Origin of the sequence: Paenibacillus taichungensis (assembly GCF_013359905.1) — a bacterium.
In the GTDB taxonomy this organism is placed as follows: Bacteria; Bacillota; Bacilli; order Paenibacillales; family Paenibacillaceae; genus Paenibacillus; species Paenibacillus taichungensis.
Window position 1 is genome coordinate 806387 of the sequence record NZ_JABMCC010000118.1, and the last position, 15013, is coordinate 821399.

Genomic DNA, 15013 nt, shown 5'->3' on the forward strand with positions numbered 1-15013 from the left:
GTGCGAGAATGATGAACGTTCGCAGCTTTCGTTATTTAACGGCAGCAAGCGGAATGAATTTCAGTTTTTTCAGGGAACCGTTCTGGAACTTGCTGCTTTGGATATACTCGATGAACGCTTTGGTTGCTCCCGTAGGTTGACCTTTGGTCATGTAATATCCAATGCCCCATACTTTGTATGTTTTGTTCAGGACGTTTTTCTCTGTTGGTGCTACGCCATTGATGGATACAGCCTTCATTTTGCTAGTCACATACGGAAGGTCAATATAACCGATTGCATTTGGTGTCGTTTCAATCGTTGTTTTCATATCACCGCTGGAGCCAACCTCTTTGTAGTTATCCCCTTTGCTCATGAAGTCCTTGCCATCCAGTGCTTTTTGTTGGAAGTTAACCCGTGTACCGGAACCAAATTTACGGTTAACCACAACGATGTTGGCATCCGATCCGCCGACTTCCTTCCAATTAGTCACTTTGCCGGAGAAGATGTCTTGCAGTTGTTTTGTTGTCAAATTGCTTACACCCACATTGGTATTAACGACAGCCGTGAACACTGTTACAGCTACCGGATTGGCTACCAAGCCATCAAATTTCTTGAAGCCAGGTACATCTTTGGATGCATCCCAGTCTACGGCGCCAATGTCCGCGATCCCTTTACGAACGGATTGAGGACCTGTGATGGAACCTGCTGCAGAAGCGGAGATTTTAACTTTCGGATTATCTTTTTTGAATTCGCTGGCAGCTTGAAGTGTCAGCGGAAGCAATGCGGAGGAACCGTTAATGACAATTTTACCTTTCTCTGTGCTCTTGGCAGCTGATGCTGTCGTTGCGCCACCCAGTCCACCAATCAGAGATACAGCCATAAGCATTGCTGTGAAGGGTTTGATCCATTTTTTCATGTTAATTAAACTCCTCTCGAATTAAAAAGCTTGTGATCATACTTGATTCAAAACATTACTTCGTAACGGCTCTCCAGCTTCCGTCAGCTTGTACCAGAACTCGGCCGTTCTCAACCACAGAGATTTGTGTTCCGGCAACCGCGATGGATGATACATCGGAAGATACGGTGTATAGCTTGGTTTGTTTTCCAGTTACCGGGTCGATCGAAAGGATCACGCTGTTGCTGTCATCCTGGGCCGCCAGTACATACAAGGTTCCACCCGACAGAATAGCTTGTTCTACATCGTACTCGGCATACACCGGCGTAGACTTTTGAGATGAATCCACAGACAGCAACGATGCTTTACCGTCTTCGGAAGGTACACTCACGTAGTAGGCTTTTTGTCCGTCAGCAGACCATACAAATACCTTGTCGTCGGTTGATGTTGTGAGCTTCACAGCCTCTGGTTTTGAATCTCCTGTGTTATACGAAAATATTTGCTGTTGATTGGATGAGAAATCAATGGAGACATTGTCTTCATCCACATTGGTTGTATCCGAAGTTACGGTCCCAAGTGTTGTTACGGTATAGATGAATTTCTTGCCGTCAGCAGAAACATTCAGGTTTTCCTTATAATCCACCTTGTCTTCGACCACTTTCGTAATCGCGCCATCCGCCAGATTAAGCTTGGCAATCACGGACCCTTTATCCCCTTGCAGGAAGTAGATTGCATTCCCGTCAGCAGACCATACCAACTCAGGCTTGATGCTGTTGTCGCTCGTGATCAGTTTCGAAGCCTTGGTCTTCAGATCAATAACATAAACGGCTCCCTCGGCATTCGTATACGCCGCTTGATCACCATTTGGCGAAATAACGAGATCGGACCCACCGTCTGTCGTTAACAACAACTCATATTTGCCGCTTGTTGTATTCACGAGATAATCGTTTCTGCCATTGTTATCGTTCTTGGAGACAATCAGCTTATCCGCTCCGGCAAAACGAGGATTCTCGACTTCATCGATCAAGGATACCGTACTGATCTCAAGCAGTCCGTTTCGCTTGACAATCGTACCGCCAACTCCCGACACCAGTGGACGAAGAGCGATGTAACTTGTACCACCGATGATGGTAACCGGTTGATTTAGATTCACTTTGACGTCATCTACCACGATTTGTTTACTATTGTTTTGGAGCGTCACGCTGTGATCATTCAGCTTGATCACCGTTGTTCCGCTATGTACTTCGGCTTGTGCGCCGATGGCTTTGATCACATCACGAAGTGAAACGAGTGTCTCGCCATTTTTAACGATGGAACGAACGACGACGCTGTTACCGTTTATTGTAAGCGTGGAATTTTGCACCTGAGCTGCATTAGCCGCAGGTTTCACTGCAGGAGCAGCCGATACTGCACTAACCACAGAAGTACCTAACACTGTTGCTACCATGGACACCACTAACACCTTTTTCATTGACATTGGCTCTTGTCACCCTTCTCTATTCCATTTATTTGCCTTGTTTTGTCATGCCCTGCTGTCTGGTATTCTGCATGTATCGTCTTTATGAGAGCTTGTCCGGCTCATCCCCCCAAACTTCCACGTTCATAGTAAAAATGACCTATCACGATTGTAATTATAGGAGAGATTTGTAAACGGGAAATCCTGGAATTGTTAACGAATTGTCAATGTTTTCATAACACACAAAAACGAGTCGTTGGAATATGACCCACGACTCGTTTTTTGTCTTTTTTCCCTAGATAAAAAGTTTCATCAATGTATTAAAAATCGGATTCACAATATAACCTGTCGGATGGATAGAATACCTCTTACCCGAGTTCAGACGGCTGATCTTCTCCATTTCCTCAGCGGACAGCACAAAATCAAAGATTTCACTATTCTCTCTGATCCGCTTTGGATTGGATGATTTGGGAATCAGGATGACGCCCCGTTCCAGATGCCAACGCAAAATTACTTGAGCCACCGTCTTATGGTGATGATCAGCGATTTCCTTCAATATTGAATGCTGCAATAACACTTTATTCCCCTGTCCCAACGGACCCCACGCCTCATGCAAAATCTGATGTTTGTCCATATAGGCACGTAGTTCGTTCTGCGGGAATTCCGGGTGCGTCTCGATCTGGTTGATCATCGGCAAGATTTTCGCGTGCTTCCTTAATTCTTCCAGATGCTGAATCTCAAAGTTCGCGACCCCAATGACTCTGATCTTGCCTTCCTCGTATAATTCCTCCATGGCTTTCCACGTTTCGATATACTTTGGCGAGGCAAAATGGATTAAATACATATCGAGGTAATCGACCCCCAGCTTGTTTATCGTTTCCTGGAAAGCTTTCTTGGTCGCTTCATAGCCATGATCCGTATTCCAGACTTTCGATGTGATAAAGAATTGCTCGCGCGGAATCTGACTATGCCGGATCTCTGCTCCAAGCGCTTTCTCATTCCCATAAATTCGGGCAGTATCAAAATGTCGGTACCCGACCTGAATGGCCTCGCGAGTCGCTGTTGTAAATTCTGCTTCTTTCGTTATTTTGTAAACCCCAAAACCCAGTTGAGGAATGGGAACACCGTTCCTGGCTTCAATCACTTTAGTATGCAAATTCATTTTGACTGCTCCTCTCCAAAAAAACAGAATATACTTGATATATATTATATCTAGTTAAAGCCAAAAAAAGAGGTTAACCCTTTCTTTCTTCATGAAACAGATCGGTTAACCGTATGTCTTTTAAATAATTCTGCATCGCGATCTCCGCGCCTTCAAGGTGATGAATGATCTTTTCTTTCACGTCATCCACGTCTTGTCCCTGGAGTGTTACATCGGTATGAACTTTAAACAAGTCTTTGCCGGGTTCAACCGCCAGGAATACGTCCAACATCGTGATTTCCGATAAAGGCTGAGCAAGCAATATGCCGCCCTTGGCCCCTTCTTTGGCCATTGTCAGTTTGGCGTTATTCAGGTTGCGAATGACTTTTACCGTCGTAGGAACCGGAATATTTAATTGCTCCGAAATCAACTTGGTGGATAAATAATTCGAACAGTTCTCCTCAGATAGAACGTGAATATAGAGCAGAATAGAGATTCCTTGTGATAAGGCTGTAGAGTATGCCATTTCATTCATCCTAACTATTTCTTTTCTAAATATACTATATATCTTTTATATTTAGTTATCAAGTACACAACACCCTTTCATAGCAAGGTCAAGAAACATTCGGTTGACTGTCCCCTTCCGGTGTAATACAATGCCAATTTTAACTGTATATCACATTCATCTGTACATTATCCTGAACTAAAGAAAGGAGCTGATGGGATGGTTCGAATCGATGCATCCGGCTCTGGGCAGAGCCTTCTTTCCATATTTGCCTGGAGCCTTTCCTAACAGTATTGAAGGTAAGAGCTTTGCCCCTCTATATATCCATTACGTTATATAGATAGGAGCAAAATCAGATGAAATACAAAAATGCAGACTATGTACTGCCAGCAGAACTGGTGCAGCGCATTCAACAATATATTCAGGGAACCTATTTGTATATCCCGGTCCAGGAAGAATATAAGAAACCATGGGGAGCATGTTCCGGTTCAAGAGCCATGTTGCAAAAACGCAATAAGGCGATTGCTGAGGCTTATCATTCTGGGATTTCTGTTCGTCTTCTGGCACAGCAGTACTACCTGACAGAGCGCAGTATTCGCCGTATCCTTCTCCAGCATAAACACGGACAATATTAATACTGCATCATGTATGTCCTTGCTCGTTGTTAAGAGCATACGGTAATCTGTTTCTGAAGGATTCAATTCAGGAGGTGCCTTTACTTCATGAGTTTATACGTTACACCACTACGTATCGAATTTGAATACAACGGGATACCACAGGTTATTACACCTGCCCTGATTGGTGATCAACGGCATGCCTTTCTGGTAGATTGCGGTTACGCCGGCTTCATTCCACATATTGAAAAAGCATTGAATAGACATGAGTTGTCGTTGTCCAATCTGACTGGCCTCATCGTTACCCATCATGATCTGGATCATGTAGGCTCTCTCGCAGAAATTAAGCGAACCCATCCCGATATCCGAATTATCGCACATGAACAGGAAGCTCCATATATTGATGGCACGAGAACCTCATTGCGGCTGGAGCAAGCGCTAGCAACACTTAGCCTTCTGCCTGAAAAAGACCAGCCCGCAGCGAAGGAATTCATCTGTACGCTGGAAATGATTGAACCAAGTCCGGTTGATCAGACAGTTCATGATCATGAGCTACTTCCATGGTGTGAAGGCATGGAGATTATACACACACCTGGTCATACACCAGGGCACATATCCATTTACCTCCCCTCCAGTCGTACCCTGATTGCTGGGGATGCAGTGGTCATTGAGAACAATGGAGAGCTCGGAATCGCCAATCCCCAGCATACACTAGACCTGAAGGAAGCGGTTCGCTCTGTACAACGCTTGCTTGGCTATGAGATCGATAAGCTCATTTGCTACCATGGGGGGCATTTTCAAGGGGATGTTCGACTTGCGTTTCAGCGACTACTTCAAACCTATGCTCCGTGAAACACCAATGGCCCATACTTGATGTATGGGCCATTTTTATGATCATCATTACTGTCATACTGACGTATGAATTTTACTGAACTTTACTGAGTTTACTCTACCCTCGATTTCATCGCTGCATATTTGCTGGGAGTGATACCTACAGCAGCCTTGAAAGACCGACTGAACAGATGAATACTCGAAAAGCCAACTTCCTCGGCAATCCGGGTTAAATTATGTGTTCCTTCAATAATTCTTTTCTGGGACTGCTCTATTCTGATATGCGTCACATATTTGTGAAGGGTAATCCCCAGCTTGCTTTTGAACAAATGCGATAAATGGTTCGTCGATACACCGACATGTCTACTGATAGCTACATTATTTAATTGAGGGTCGGCGTAGCATTCATGAATATAACGAATCGACTTTTCAATGAATGCCCACCCCTTGGTCATGTTTCCCTCTTGGTCTTGATCTTCGGATTGATTTTTGAAAAAAAGATGCAGCAACTCCAAACATATGGATTTCGTAATTAACGAAGATCCTCCCCGCTGCTCCTGAAACTCCTTATGCATGAGCGCAAATCTCTTTTTCCATTCAATTCGATCGGCTAGCTGCAAATGAGAGATTGGGCGTATGGAAGCCAGCTTCATTTCCCTATCCGCCAGATCAGGTCGTTCACTATGAGCTGCACTCGTATTCTTCAATAAACTACGCTCTTCCTCATAGTACAGATCAAAATGAAAAATATACTGAATCAATGGCTGCGTGGAGGTGGACCGAATGATATGAGACATGAATGGATGCATCAGCACAATGTCGCCTTCTTTGACCAGGTATTTCACACCACTCAAGAAGAACTCCGCTTCCCCTTGTTCAATGTATGTATACACATGATCGTGGTCTATCCATTCCCCTGCCAAAGAAAATGATTCCGTCACTCTTGCCGCTCTTACGAATGGCGAAATGCTATTCATCCATGGCTCAAACACATGTATTCCTCCCCACTGCCTTCTCACTGATCCGGTTATATTTTCGCGAACACTTTATCGAAGCCTGCTTTGGACTTGGCAAACAATTCACTTGAATCGACAGTTGGCGTTGGTGCAAGCACCTCTTGAGATACGACGCCAGTGTATCCAATCGCTTTTAGATTCTTCAAGAATCCCTGCAGATCAATTACTCCCTCGCCAGGGTATAAACGCTCATGATCCAGCAATTCTTCAATGGGCAGATCATAAGCATCATTGATATGAACATGGACAATCTGTTCCTTCTTAAGATCCAACACTTCTTCGATCTTTAATCCATTCGTATGCCAATGATAGGAATCCACCAATAAACCAACATTGGGAGCATGAATTGTTTCGATCCAGTCAAGCGTATCCTCCACACTCCAAATAAATGGATTCTTCCATTGAGTGCGCAGATGATGGCAACCCACAAATTCCAGGCCCAGTCGAATTCCATAGGCGTCCAGAATATCTGCACACAATCTCAAGCGTTTGGTAGCTGCCGCCATAAATGATGCTGCTGGCTGATCTGTGGAAGGTAAAATATAGGTACAACAGCTGTAACAGTTCAATGCAGCAGAGGCTTCTGCCATTTGAACCAGCGATTGAAGACCATCACGAAACTGTTCATCTGTGGTTCTCCAGTCTACGGTCAGATCGGATGAACCGATGATCACCTGATTGCTTTCCAACAGATGTTTGGCCTGTTCCTTGCCAACCTCTTCAATGAATGAGAGCGGATTCAAATCTACAGACTGAAATCCGTATTTTGCAGCATTCGTAATATATTGTTCATTGGACTCGATGTTCCCTAAGCCTGCTCTTGTTAACCCTCTAATCATCATAATCTCCTCCTAGGACCAGTCAAACAGTACACCGTTATACTGGTCTTTATTCAATCTCAGTCCCTCGTATGCTTCTTGCGCTTGATCCGGCTTCATCACATGGCTGATCAATGGTTCGATATGCAGCTTGTTCTTTAACATCAGTTCAAATACAATGTTCGAATTTCTCACCAGGGAATGCTTAACGAATTCGTTCGGCTCAACCGGGAAGCGCCATTCATGTGCCCCCTTAAACGTAATACAGCCTCGTCCATACAGGTGGCAGTAGTTCAATATATCGGTGACATCCGTGTTATATTCGCCTCGTGGACTGCCCAGGAAAATAATCTCTCCCAGCTTCCCGATCCACTCCAGACTTTGAACACCTACACTGGGTACACCCGTCGCCTCAATATGAGTGGATACACCTGCTCCATTCGTTAGGGCATGTATCTTTTCTTTTACTTTATCTTCTCCGCCATGAAGCGTATAGTCAACCCCACATGTCTGGGCAGTTCGAATTCGTTCTGGTGACAGGTCCACGCCAATCACAGTTGCCCCTTGAAGGCGTGCCAATTGAGCCGCCAAATTCCCTACCAATCCAAGCCCCGTCACGCCAACAACGTCCCCAAGTTCAATATTGGATACACGAACGGAGGTGAATGCCACCGTTGCCATACGGGTGAAGGGAACCCACTTCAAATCCAAGTGCTCAGGTACCTTGATGAAAACATGATCTGTGGATACCACTTGATATTCAGCATGTTGACCATAATGGAACACAGCGTCCCCAGGCTGAACATGGTGTACCCCCTGTCCCACCTCGATCACTTCACTTACACTTGCATACCCCGGACATACGGGAAGCTTGGCCCACTCTTCTTTTCCCGATAACATGGCCAGCTCCGTTCCCGGACTGATGAGGGAATAGATCAATTTTACCAATACTTCCTTCTCCCCTAGAGCTGGCAAAATAAAATCCTCTTCTACCGTTTCCACTTGCAGCGGACGAGCAAACATGATCTTTCTATTCTTCATCACCTTCACTCCTTTCTTATCTTTTTAACTACAATATAAGACTTTTCATTCGCATTGTCTTTGATTGCAAAACCGATTTTTTATCTAAAACAACGATTTTAAAACCTTTGTAAGCGAATCCAGCATAAACGTAAAAAGACTCACAAGATCCAATGATCTGTGAGCCTCAAATTCAATCTTATTCAGTCGTAGTCTGATACAATGCGGTACACCCGTTAGACGACCGGCTACTTCAGGGATAGCCGGCCGTTATTGAAACCGGATTGGCCGCATGGTTCCTTTTTTGCTAATTTCACAGCTACACTTGTCACTTCTCAACCGCCAACTACGGCTGCAGCCCATGAACCTCAAACTCATAGATTCGGGCTGCCGTATCGCCGCCCTGCGTAGGTTTCAGCACATTCAGCTTCACATAACGAGCCTTGACCAGTGCAATTGCATCCGAGGTTTCGGCTGCGGTATTCCCCTGTACATGAACTACATCTGACCAATTCACGCCATCAGCACTGACCTGGATCGAATAGTCGCTCGTATTAAATCCAGACCATTCCCCACCGCTCTCAGCATGTTTGATGACAAAACCACTGATCTGATGTTCTTTGCCAAGATCCACTTGCAGCCAATGCGGCTGATTACCCAGTGCGCACCATTTGCTGTTGTCCGTCACCTTGCCGTCAATTGCCTTTCCCGCATCTTCAGCAGGGCCGCAGGCGTGGTCGGCAGTGGCCGTTTTGCCAAGTGCGACATTTTTAATCCCGGAAGCGCCCCTGCTTACGGTGATCAAAGCTTGCTTCGTTACCGTATCCTGCCCCGAGCTGTTGGTAGCTGTAAGCGTCACATTGTACGTGCCTTCCTTGTCATACGTTACCACTGGATTTTGCTCCGTGCTGACAGCCGGACTGCCATTCTCGAAAGTCCACGACCAGCCTTCCGTCACCTCGGAAGAGAGATCAGTGAAATGCACCTGCTGGCCAGGTGTGATCAGTGTTGCATCTGCCTTGAATCCTGCTTCCGGCTTAGGATACGCCGGCCACTGAATGGTCACGCTGGCAGCCTGGCCGCGCTCATATTTTGCATTCACTGCCACGACTTTCAGTACAGTCGCCTGTTCCGCGTTGATTCTCTTCATCTCAGGCACATAGAAGACGTTATTGGTGGTCGCACCCACCCAAGTCTCTTTGCCGTCGGGCAGGACACGGTAAATCTCATATTGTTGAACTTCCTTGTCGTTGTCCAACGCGTTCCATTTCAACCTTGCATCACCGTATATACCGCCGCGGAAATCGGATTGGATGACATTCAATTCTTCAACTGCTTCAAGTGGCTTCACTGGATTAGCATTCTTCTGAATGGATATCTGACCAATATGGATGTCATAATCCGATATGATTTCCTTGCTGTCAAAATACAAAGACAATGCCACAATCCGCTTTCCTTTATAAGGCGTCAGATTCAAGATGTCCGTCGTCCAACCCGATGCCTTTTTGTCTTTTACATCCAAAAAGACGAACTGATCAGGACGGTCTGCAAAAGCCAGGCCAACCTTCATGCTCGGCTTGTTCTGCGTTTTGTACGTGATTGACAGCTTGGTAGCTGGCTCAATCTTCAGATCGGTTTGATACAGCTTCAGATGGGTAGCATTTGCCGAACTTAGCGTCCCCGATACCTTAAGGGAACTGCCCCCATAGTAGGCATCCGACCAATCGAGGGACGGCGTAAGTGCGTTACCCTTACTTTCTGTCAGCCAGCGCCATGTCGGAAGCACATCCTGTAAACTGCGGTTATTCCAACCACTATCCCGTACCTGCTGGCCATGGACATAGAATTTCTCACCACTGCCCGTGTTGAAGTTGGTCGTGAATGGCAGTTGGTCCACCGGCGATGATTCAATCACATTGTTCGCAATCCCTTTCCAGGCCTGGCTTGTCGCCGTATTGGCCGGGTTACCGTTCTGGCCTACCCAGAATTGATTCTCACGGGCAAAGAAATCGGCCATGCTGTCCGCGCTGTTGTACGACCAATCCGGCCGATAAATGCCGAGAGAAGTCACAGCCGGTTTCCCTTCAGGAAACAGCAAATTCCATTTCAGACTGGTATCGTATCCTTTAGCTTCCACATCGATGCCTGCGAACAGTTCAAATGGTGATCTGCCCAGGCTTTTGGCTTTGGCCGCGGAACTGCCAAGATCATTCCACCAGAAATTCAGGAACATGCTGTCTGATACCTTGTTCCCGTTATCCTGAAGGAACATTGCATTCCGGTCCGTCAGCGCATTTTGCCATGAAATATTGCCTTCCTTCGTCATGGAATCATACCAGATGATCTCCATACCGGCAGGCTTATGATCCTGAAGATAACGGAGGAATGTCTTCATTAACTGTGCGTCAGTGGCTGTTCCACCTTCAGTCTCCTGATTGATAAACCAACCGTCAAAACCGTAGTACTCCGCTACCTCAATTAATTTATCCGCGGCCGGGAAGGACCCATCGCTGTTCTGCTGAAGCATTTGCTTCACCCACTCATATTTGCCACCATATACGGATGGAGGGAAGAACACTGTGCCCATGATTGGCACTCCGTTCCGGTGTGCCGCATCAATCGTGTCGGCGCTTGGTGGCACAATAATACCTTCTCCCGCCGAGCCACCCCAATATACGAGCTTGTCGACATACTGCCAGTAAGAAAACGTATTTGCAGAGAATGTATCCGAGCCCTGTGACGGAACGCCACTGGTTCCCTGATTCAACGCAGACAAGGCCATCACTTTAGGATCTTTTGTTGCGTTCGGGTTAACTGCCTCTCCTGTGAATCGGCTCTGGAGCGGAATGGTGCTCCGGTTAAATGCCGCATCCGGGTCGGAAGCTGGATTCCAGTTAAGCAATTGTTCAGGCAGCCAATAGGATGAATAAGGTTGCTTCGCCAAGGCCGCTGAGGAAAGAACAGCGCATACCAATATTACAAATAGGAGACTCGCACCAAGTTTTTTCATACCGTACCCTCCAATCCATTTTTGGCAAACTAATCAGGGTGAAAAAAGAAACGTCCGTCAAACCAGGACAGACGTTTCCATGTCTACTTTATAATTCAGGTTATTTTTGATTTGCAGCTTTCCATTCGTCGTACTGCTTTTGTGCTTCTGCAATCACTTTATCCAGACCTGCCGCTTTCAACTTCTCGATCGCTTTCGGCAGATGCTCATCCGGGTCAACAGCTCCCGTCATGATGGATGGGTAGAATTCTTTCACGATGGCGGAGATGGAAGCCACTTCCGTCTTCACCGGATCAGGATTGAAGTTGAAGCCAAAGCTTGGAGCAACTTTCGCGGAATTATTGAATTCCTTGAACGCTTCCCACTTATCAGCTGGATCTTCCTTGTGCATGTAAGTCAGGAACAAGTTACCCAGGGCAAAACCAGGCATCTGGAATCCGTCCTTCATCGCTGGCAGATCCTCAATGACATTATCTGAAATCTTATTGTAATGTGTTCCTTCAATGCCGTAGTTGATCAGGTTACGCAGATATGGATCGGTATTCAGCAAGTTCAGGAACATCATAGCCCGTTCCGGGTTCTTGGAGTTCGCCGAGATTGCATGCATAGCGCCTGTTGCCGAGCCAGTGAAAATAACCGGATCCTGCATCGGTGTAGTCACGATATCATAGCCCGCACTTCTGGACCATCCCAGTTCGGCGTACGGCTGTGTTTGTTCACGGTCAACAAACCATTTGCCTGTTTTGATGTTGTCGATGCCTTCCAGTGTTGCTACATCCTTACGCAGATAACCAGCCTGATAGTATTTACGGATGGTTTTCAACGAGCTTTTCAGCTCTTCGGATTCCAGCACATTAACGTATTTACCAGTGTCACCATTCATGTTGATACCAACCGGGAATTCGTCACCGAGCAGGAAGTCGAACGCCAGATAAGGCTTAAAGCCCTTCGGAACAGCCAGCGGAGTAATGTCGGCTGGTTCATTGTCCTTGATTTGCTGCAGGTAAGGCTCCAGATCTTCTAATGTACGAATCTTGCTGATGTCCATGTTGTATTTATCAACGTACTGCTTGTTGAAGCGCCATACCCATTGCGAAGCCAACTCTTTGTTCACTGGCACAGCATAGTTTTGGCCATCGATCTGCGATCCTGTGAGGAATCGTGGATCAAGCTGCTCTTTAATGCCCTGACCATACTTATCCAACAAATCATTGATTGGCAGGAATGCTCCTCTGGTGGCATTTGGCAGATAGTCATAAGCCCAGGAAGAGGTGAAAGCGATATCATAATTTTCGCCCGAAGCGGTAATGACTGGCATACGTTTGGAATAATCACCCCAGTCAATCATCGTGATGTCGACGGTTGTATTTATTTTCTCCATTAAGTATTTGTTCATTTCTTCCTGCACCATTGGCAGATCGCGCTGTGGACCACCAATCAGATATACCTTGAGCTTCACTGTGTCCTTATCGCCGGATTCTCCCCCGGATGCCGCATTCCCGCTTGTATCATTGGTATTACTGCTACCGCAGCCTGCTAGAACAGTAGAAAAAGCAAGCAGTAAAGTAACCATGAGCAGAGCGATTTTTCTTGTCTTCATGTGTATCCCCCTTATTAATGTTATTGTTACTGCCCTTTGAGGGCAGGCACAACCAGACTTATTCTTTGACCGAACCGATGGTCAGACCTTGTATAAAATACTTTTGGAAAAACGGATACGCCAGCGCAACCGGCAGTGTAGCCAAGACAACCATCGCCATGCGGACGGTCTCCGTTGGCAGTGTCGAGGCAATGTCGTAGGACACGACCCGGCTGCTGTTTTGCACAACAAAATCCATATTGTTCTGTATTCGAATTAGCAATGTCTGGAGTGGAATCAAATTCGCATTGTCGATGTAGAGTAGCGCATTGAACCAGTCATTCCAGAATCCTAACGTACTGAACAATCCAATAGTCGCGATGCCCGGCAACGAAATCGGCAGTACGATGCGCGTATAGATACCGAACTCAGTAGCTCCGTCGATTTTGGCCGACTCAATAACCGCATCCGGCACGGTGGTCGTGAAAAATGTACGCATAACGATAATGTAAAAAGCGTTCATGATTGACGGCAGGATCAGCGCCCAGATCGAATCCCGCAAGTGCAGCACCTGCGTAACCACGATGTAACTGGGAACGAGACCGCCGGAAAATAGCATGGTGAAGAAGGCCAAAAAGCTGAAAAACCGACGCTGCGCAAAATTTTTGCGCGAGATGGCATACGCATACGTGGTGACCAAATACAGTGTTAGCGCGGTTCCGACAACCGTCACCGTTAAGGTAACCCCAAACGATTGGGCCATCTGCTGCCCGGATTCCATAAGGAATCGGTAGGCATCCAGCGTCCAGACTTCAGGGAATAACTTAAAGCCATTGATCGCCAGCGTCTTCTCATCGGTAAATGAGATGATCACAATGAACAGAAACGGAAAGATACAAGATAAGGCAAACAGACCGATAGCTATATTAAAAATCACATTGGATAATGGCGAGATGGCATTCAGATCTCTCGATTTCTTTCCGGTCCTTCTCGTATGGGCAGATGCCCGCTTTACCGGTTCGCTTAAATTACTCATGGAAGCACCCCCTTGCCGCAGCCTAGAATACGGCATAATCCTTTTCAATTTTACGCACAGCATAGTTTGCCAGCAGGACAAGAATCAAACCGACAACCGATTGATACAACCCTGTAGCTGTACTCATTCCTGTATCACCCATAATGGTCAAGCCGCGGTATACAAACGTGTCGATGACATTGGTGACCGGATACAGCGCACCAGAGTCCCGCGGAACCTGATAGAACAGTCCAAAGTCGGAACGGAAGATCCCGCCGATCGCCAGAATGGTGAGGATGATCATTAGCGGTCTGAGCAGGGGCAGCGTTATGTACCGGATCTGTTTCCACTTGGTGGCTCCGTCGATCATCGCTGCCTCATAATAAGAACGATCGATACCTGCGATTGCCGCCAGATATACTACACTGCCATAACCTGCACCTTTCCACAGGCCGAGCAGAATGAGAAAATACGGCCAATACCCTGTCTCACTGTACCAACTAACCGGATCTCCACCAAAATAGGTAATGATCTGGTTGAACACACCCTTTTCCACACTCAGAAACGAGAAGACGAAATAACTGATAATAACCCAGGACAGGAAATAAGGCATAAACATCGCGGTCTGGTAGATCTTCGCCAGCCGTTTGTTCAGCAGTTCGTTCATGATGATCGCAAGCGTCACCGCGAGCACCAACCCGAGAAAGATCAGACCCAGGTTATACAGAATCGTATTACGTGTGATGATATAGGCGTCACTGGTGGAGAACAGAAACTCAAAGTTCTTGAACCCGACCCATTCGCTTTTTAGAACGCTTTCAAGAAATCCGCCCGGATGAATCCTGAAGTCCTTAAAAGCAATAATCGTTCCGAACATTGGCAAATAGGCAAAAATGATAAACCAAGCTGCTCCCGGCAGTACCAGCAGAAGAAACGCCTTGTTCTTCATCAGACTTTTGAAGATGCCCTGCACGGCTGTCCCTCCTTATAATCTCGTTCATTATTGCTTTAGTTGCATCCAGCATTAATCCCCTATAATCAACACTGGATCTAAGCCCTTTTGGTGCTTTGGATTTCCTCGTTCACTCCTACCTCCATTATGCAAGCGCTACCAATTTTGAGATAGTTGAAAAA

13 protein-coding genes are annotated in these 15013 nt (G+C 46.3%); 2 read left to right on the forward strand and 11 right to left on the reverse strand.

The window, feature by feature from the left end; translation table 11 throughout:
• Window positions 1-31: 31 nt before the first annotated feature.
• The 4 genes from HP548_RS26775 to HP548_RS26790 all read right to left on the reverse strand — a co-directional run bounded on the left by HP548_RS26775 (window position 32) and on the right by HP548_RS26790 (window position 3997).
• On the reverse strand, window positions 32-895 hold the full coding sequence (locus HP548_RS26775) for a phosphate ABC transporter substrate-binding protein (protein ID WP_063565318.1): 864 nt from the start codon (window positions 893-895) through the stop codon (window positions 32-34).
• 55 nt (window positions 896-950) lie between these two features.
• Window positions 951-2345 carry a stalk domain-containing protein gene (locus HP548_RS26780; RefSeq protein WP_246318219.1) on the reverse strand — a complete coding sequence of 465 codons (1395 nt, stop codon included), beginning with the start codon at window positions 2343-2345 and terminating at the stop codon, window positions 951-953.
• Between the two features lie 280 nt (window positions 2346-2625).
• Window positions 2626-3492 carry an aldo/keto reductase gene (locus HP548_RS26785; RefSeq protein ID WP_175383310.1) on the reverse strand — a complete coding sequence of 289 codons (867 nt, stop codon included), beginning with the start codon at window positions 3490-3492 and terminating at the stop codon, window positions 2626-2628.
• A 73-nt stretch (window positions 3493-3565) separates the two neighbouring features.
• Window positions 3566-3997: an RrF2 family transcriptional regulator gene (locus HP548_RS26790; RefSeq protein ID WP_076287872.1), complete on the reverse strand. Its 432-nt coding sequence runs from the start codon at window positions 3995-3997 to the stop codon at window positions 3566-3568.
• A 335-nt stretch (window positions 3998-4332) separates the two neighbouring features.
• On the opposite strand from HP548_RS26790, the gene HP548_RS26795 reads away from it, so the two are divergent.
• Together HP548_RS26795 and HP548_RS26800 are read left to right on the forward strand one after the other, a co-directional pair.
• Window positions 4333-4611, forward strand: a complete 279-nt coding sequence (locus HP548_RS26795; protein ID WP_175383311.1) for a CD3324 family protein — start codon at window positions 4333-4335, stop codon at window positions 4609-4611.
• Window positions 4612-4698: 87 nt separating this feature from the next.
• Window positions 4699-5442 carry an MBL fold metallo-hydrolase gene (locus HP548_RS26800; RefSeq protein WP_175383312.1) on the forward strand — a complete coding sequence of 248 codons (744 nt, stop codon included), beginning with the start codon at window positions 4699-4701 and terminating at the stop codon, window positions 5440-5442.
• 92 nt (window positions 5443-5534) lie between these two features.
• Here HP548_RS26800 and HP548_RS26805 read toward each other — a convergent pair whose 3' ends face one another.
• From HP548_RS26805 to HP548_RS26835, 7 genes are all read right to left on the reverse strand, one after another.
• Window positions 5535-6413: an AraC family transcriptional regulator gene (locus HP548_RS26805; RefSeq protein WP_175383313.1), complete on the reverse strand. Its 879-nt coding sequence runs from the start codon at window positions 6411-6413 to the stop codon at window positions 5535-5537.
• A gap of 35 nt (window positions 6414-6448) precedes the next feature.
• Window positions 6449-7276, reverse strand: coding sequence for a sugar phosphate isomerase/epimerase family protein (locus HP548_RS26810; RefSeq protein WP_175383314.1), 828 nt, complete (start codon window positions 7274-7276; stop codon window positions 6449-6451).
• 12 nt (window positions 7277-7288) lie between these two features.
• Complete coding sequence (locus tag HP548_RS26815; protein ID WP_099856966.1) at window positions 7289-8296, reverse strand: zinc-dependent alcohol dehydrogenase; 1008 nt, start codon at window positions 8294-8296, stop codon at window positions 7289-7291.
• Between the two features lie 325 nt (window positions 8297-8621).
• The gene (locus HP548_RS26820; RefSeq protein WP_175383315.1) at window positions 8622-11285 is read right to left on the reverse strand and encodes an endo-beta-N-acetylglucosaminidase; all 2664 of its coding nucleotides are present in this window, start codon (window positions 11283-11285) and stop codon (window positions 8622-8624) included.
• 100 nt (window positions 11286-11385) lie between these two features.
• Entirely contained in the window at window positions 11386-12885 is a 1500-nt protein-coding gene (locus tag HP548_RS26825) for an ABC transporter substrate-binding protein (RefSeq protein WP_175383316.1), read from the reverse strand.
• A gap of 58 nt (window positions 12886-12943) precedes the next feature.
• On the reverse strand, window positions 12944-13900 hold the full coding sequence (locus HP548_RS26830; protein WP_064635967.1) for a carbohydrate ABC transporter permease: 957 nt from the start codon (window positions 13898-13900) through the stop codon (window positions 12944-12946).
• 22 nt (window positions 13901-13922) lie between these two features.
• A complete protein-coding gene (locus HP548_RS26835) occupies window positions 13923-14828 on the reverse strand; it encodes an ABC transporter permease (protein ID WP_205524889.1) in 906 nt (301 codons plus the stop codon).
• Window positions 14829-15013: the final 185 nt, after the last annotated feature.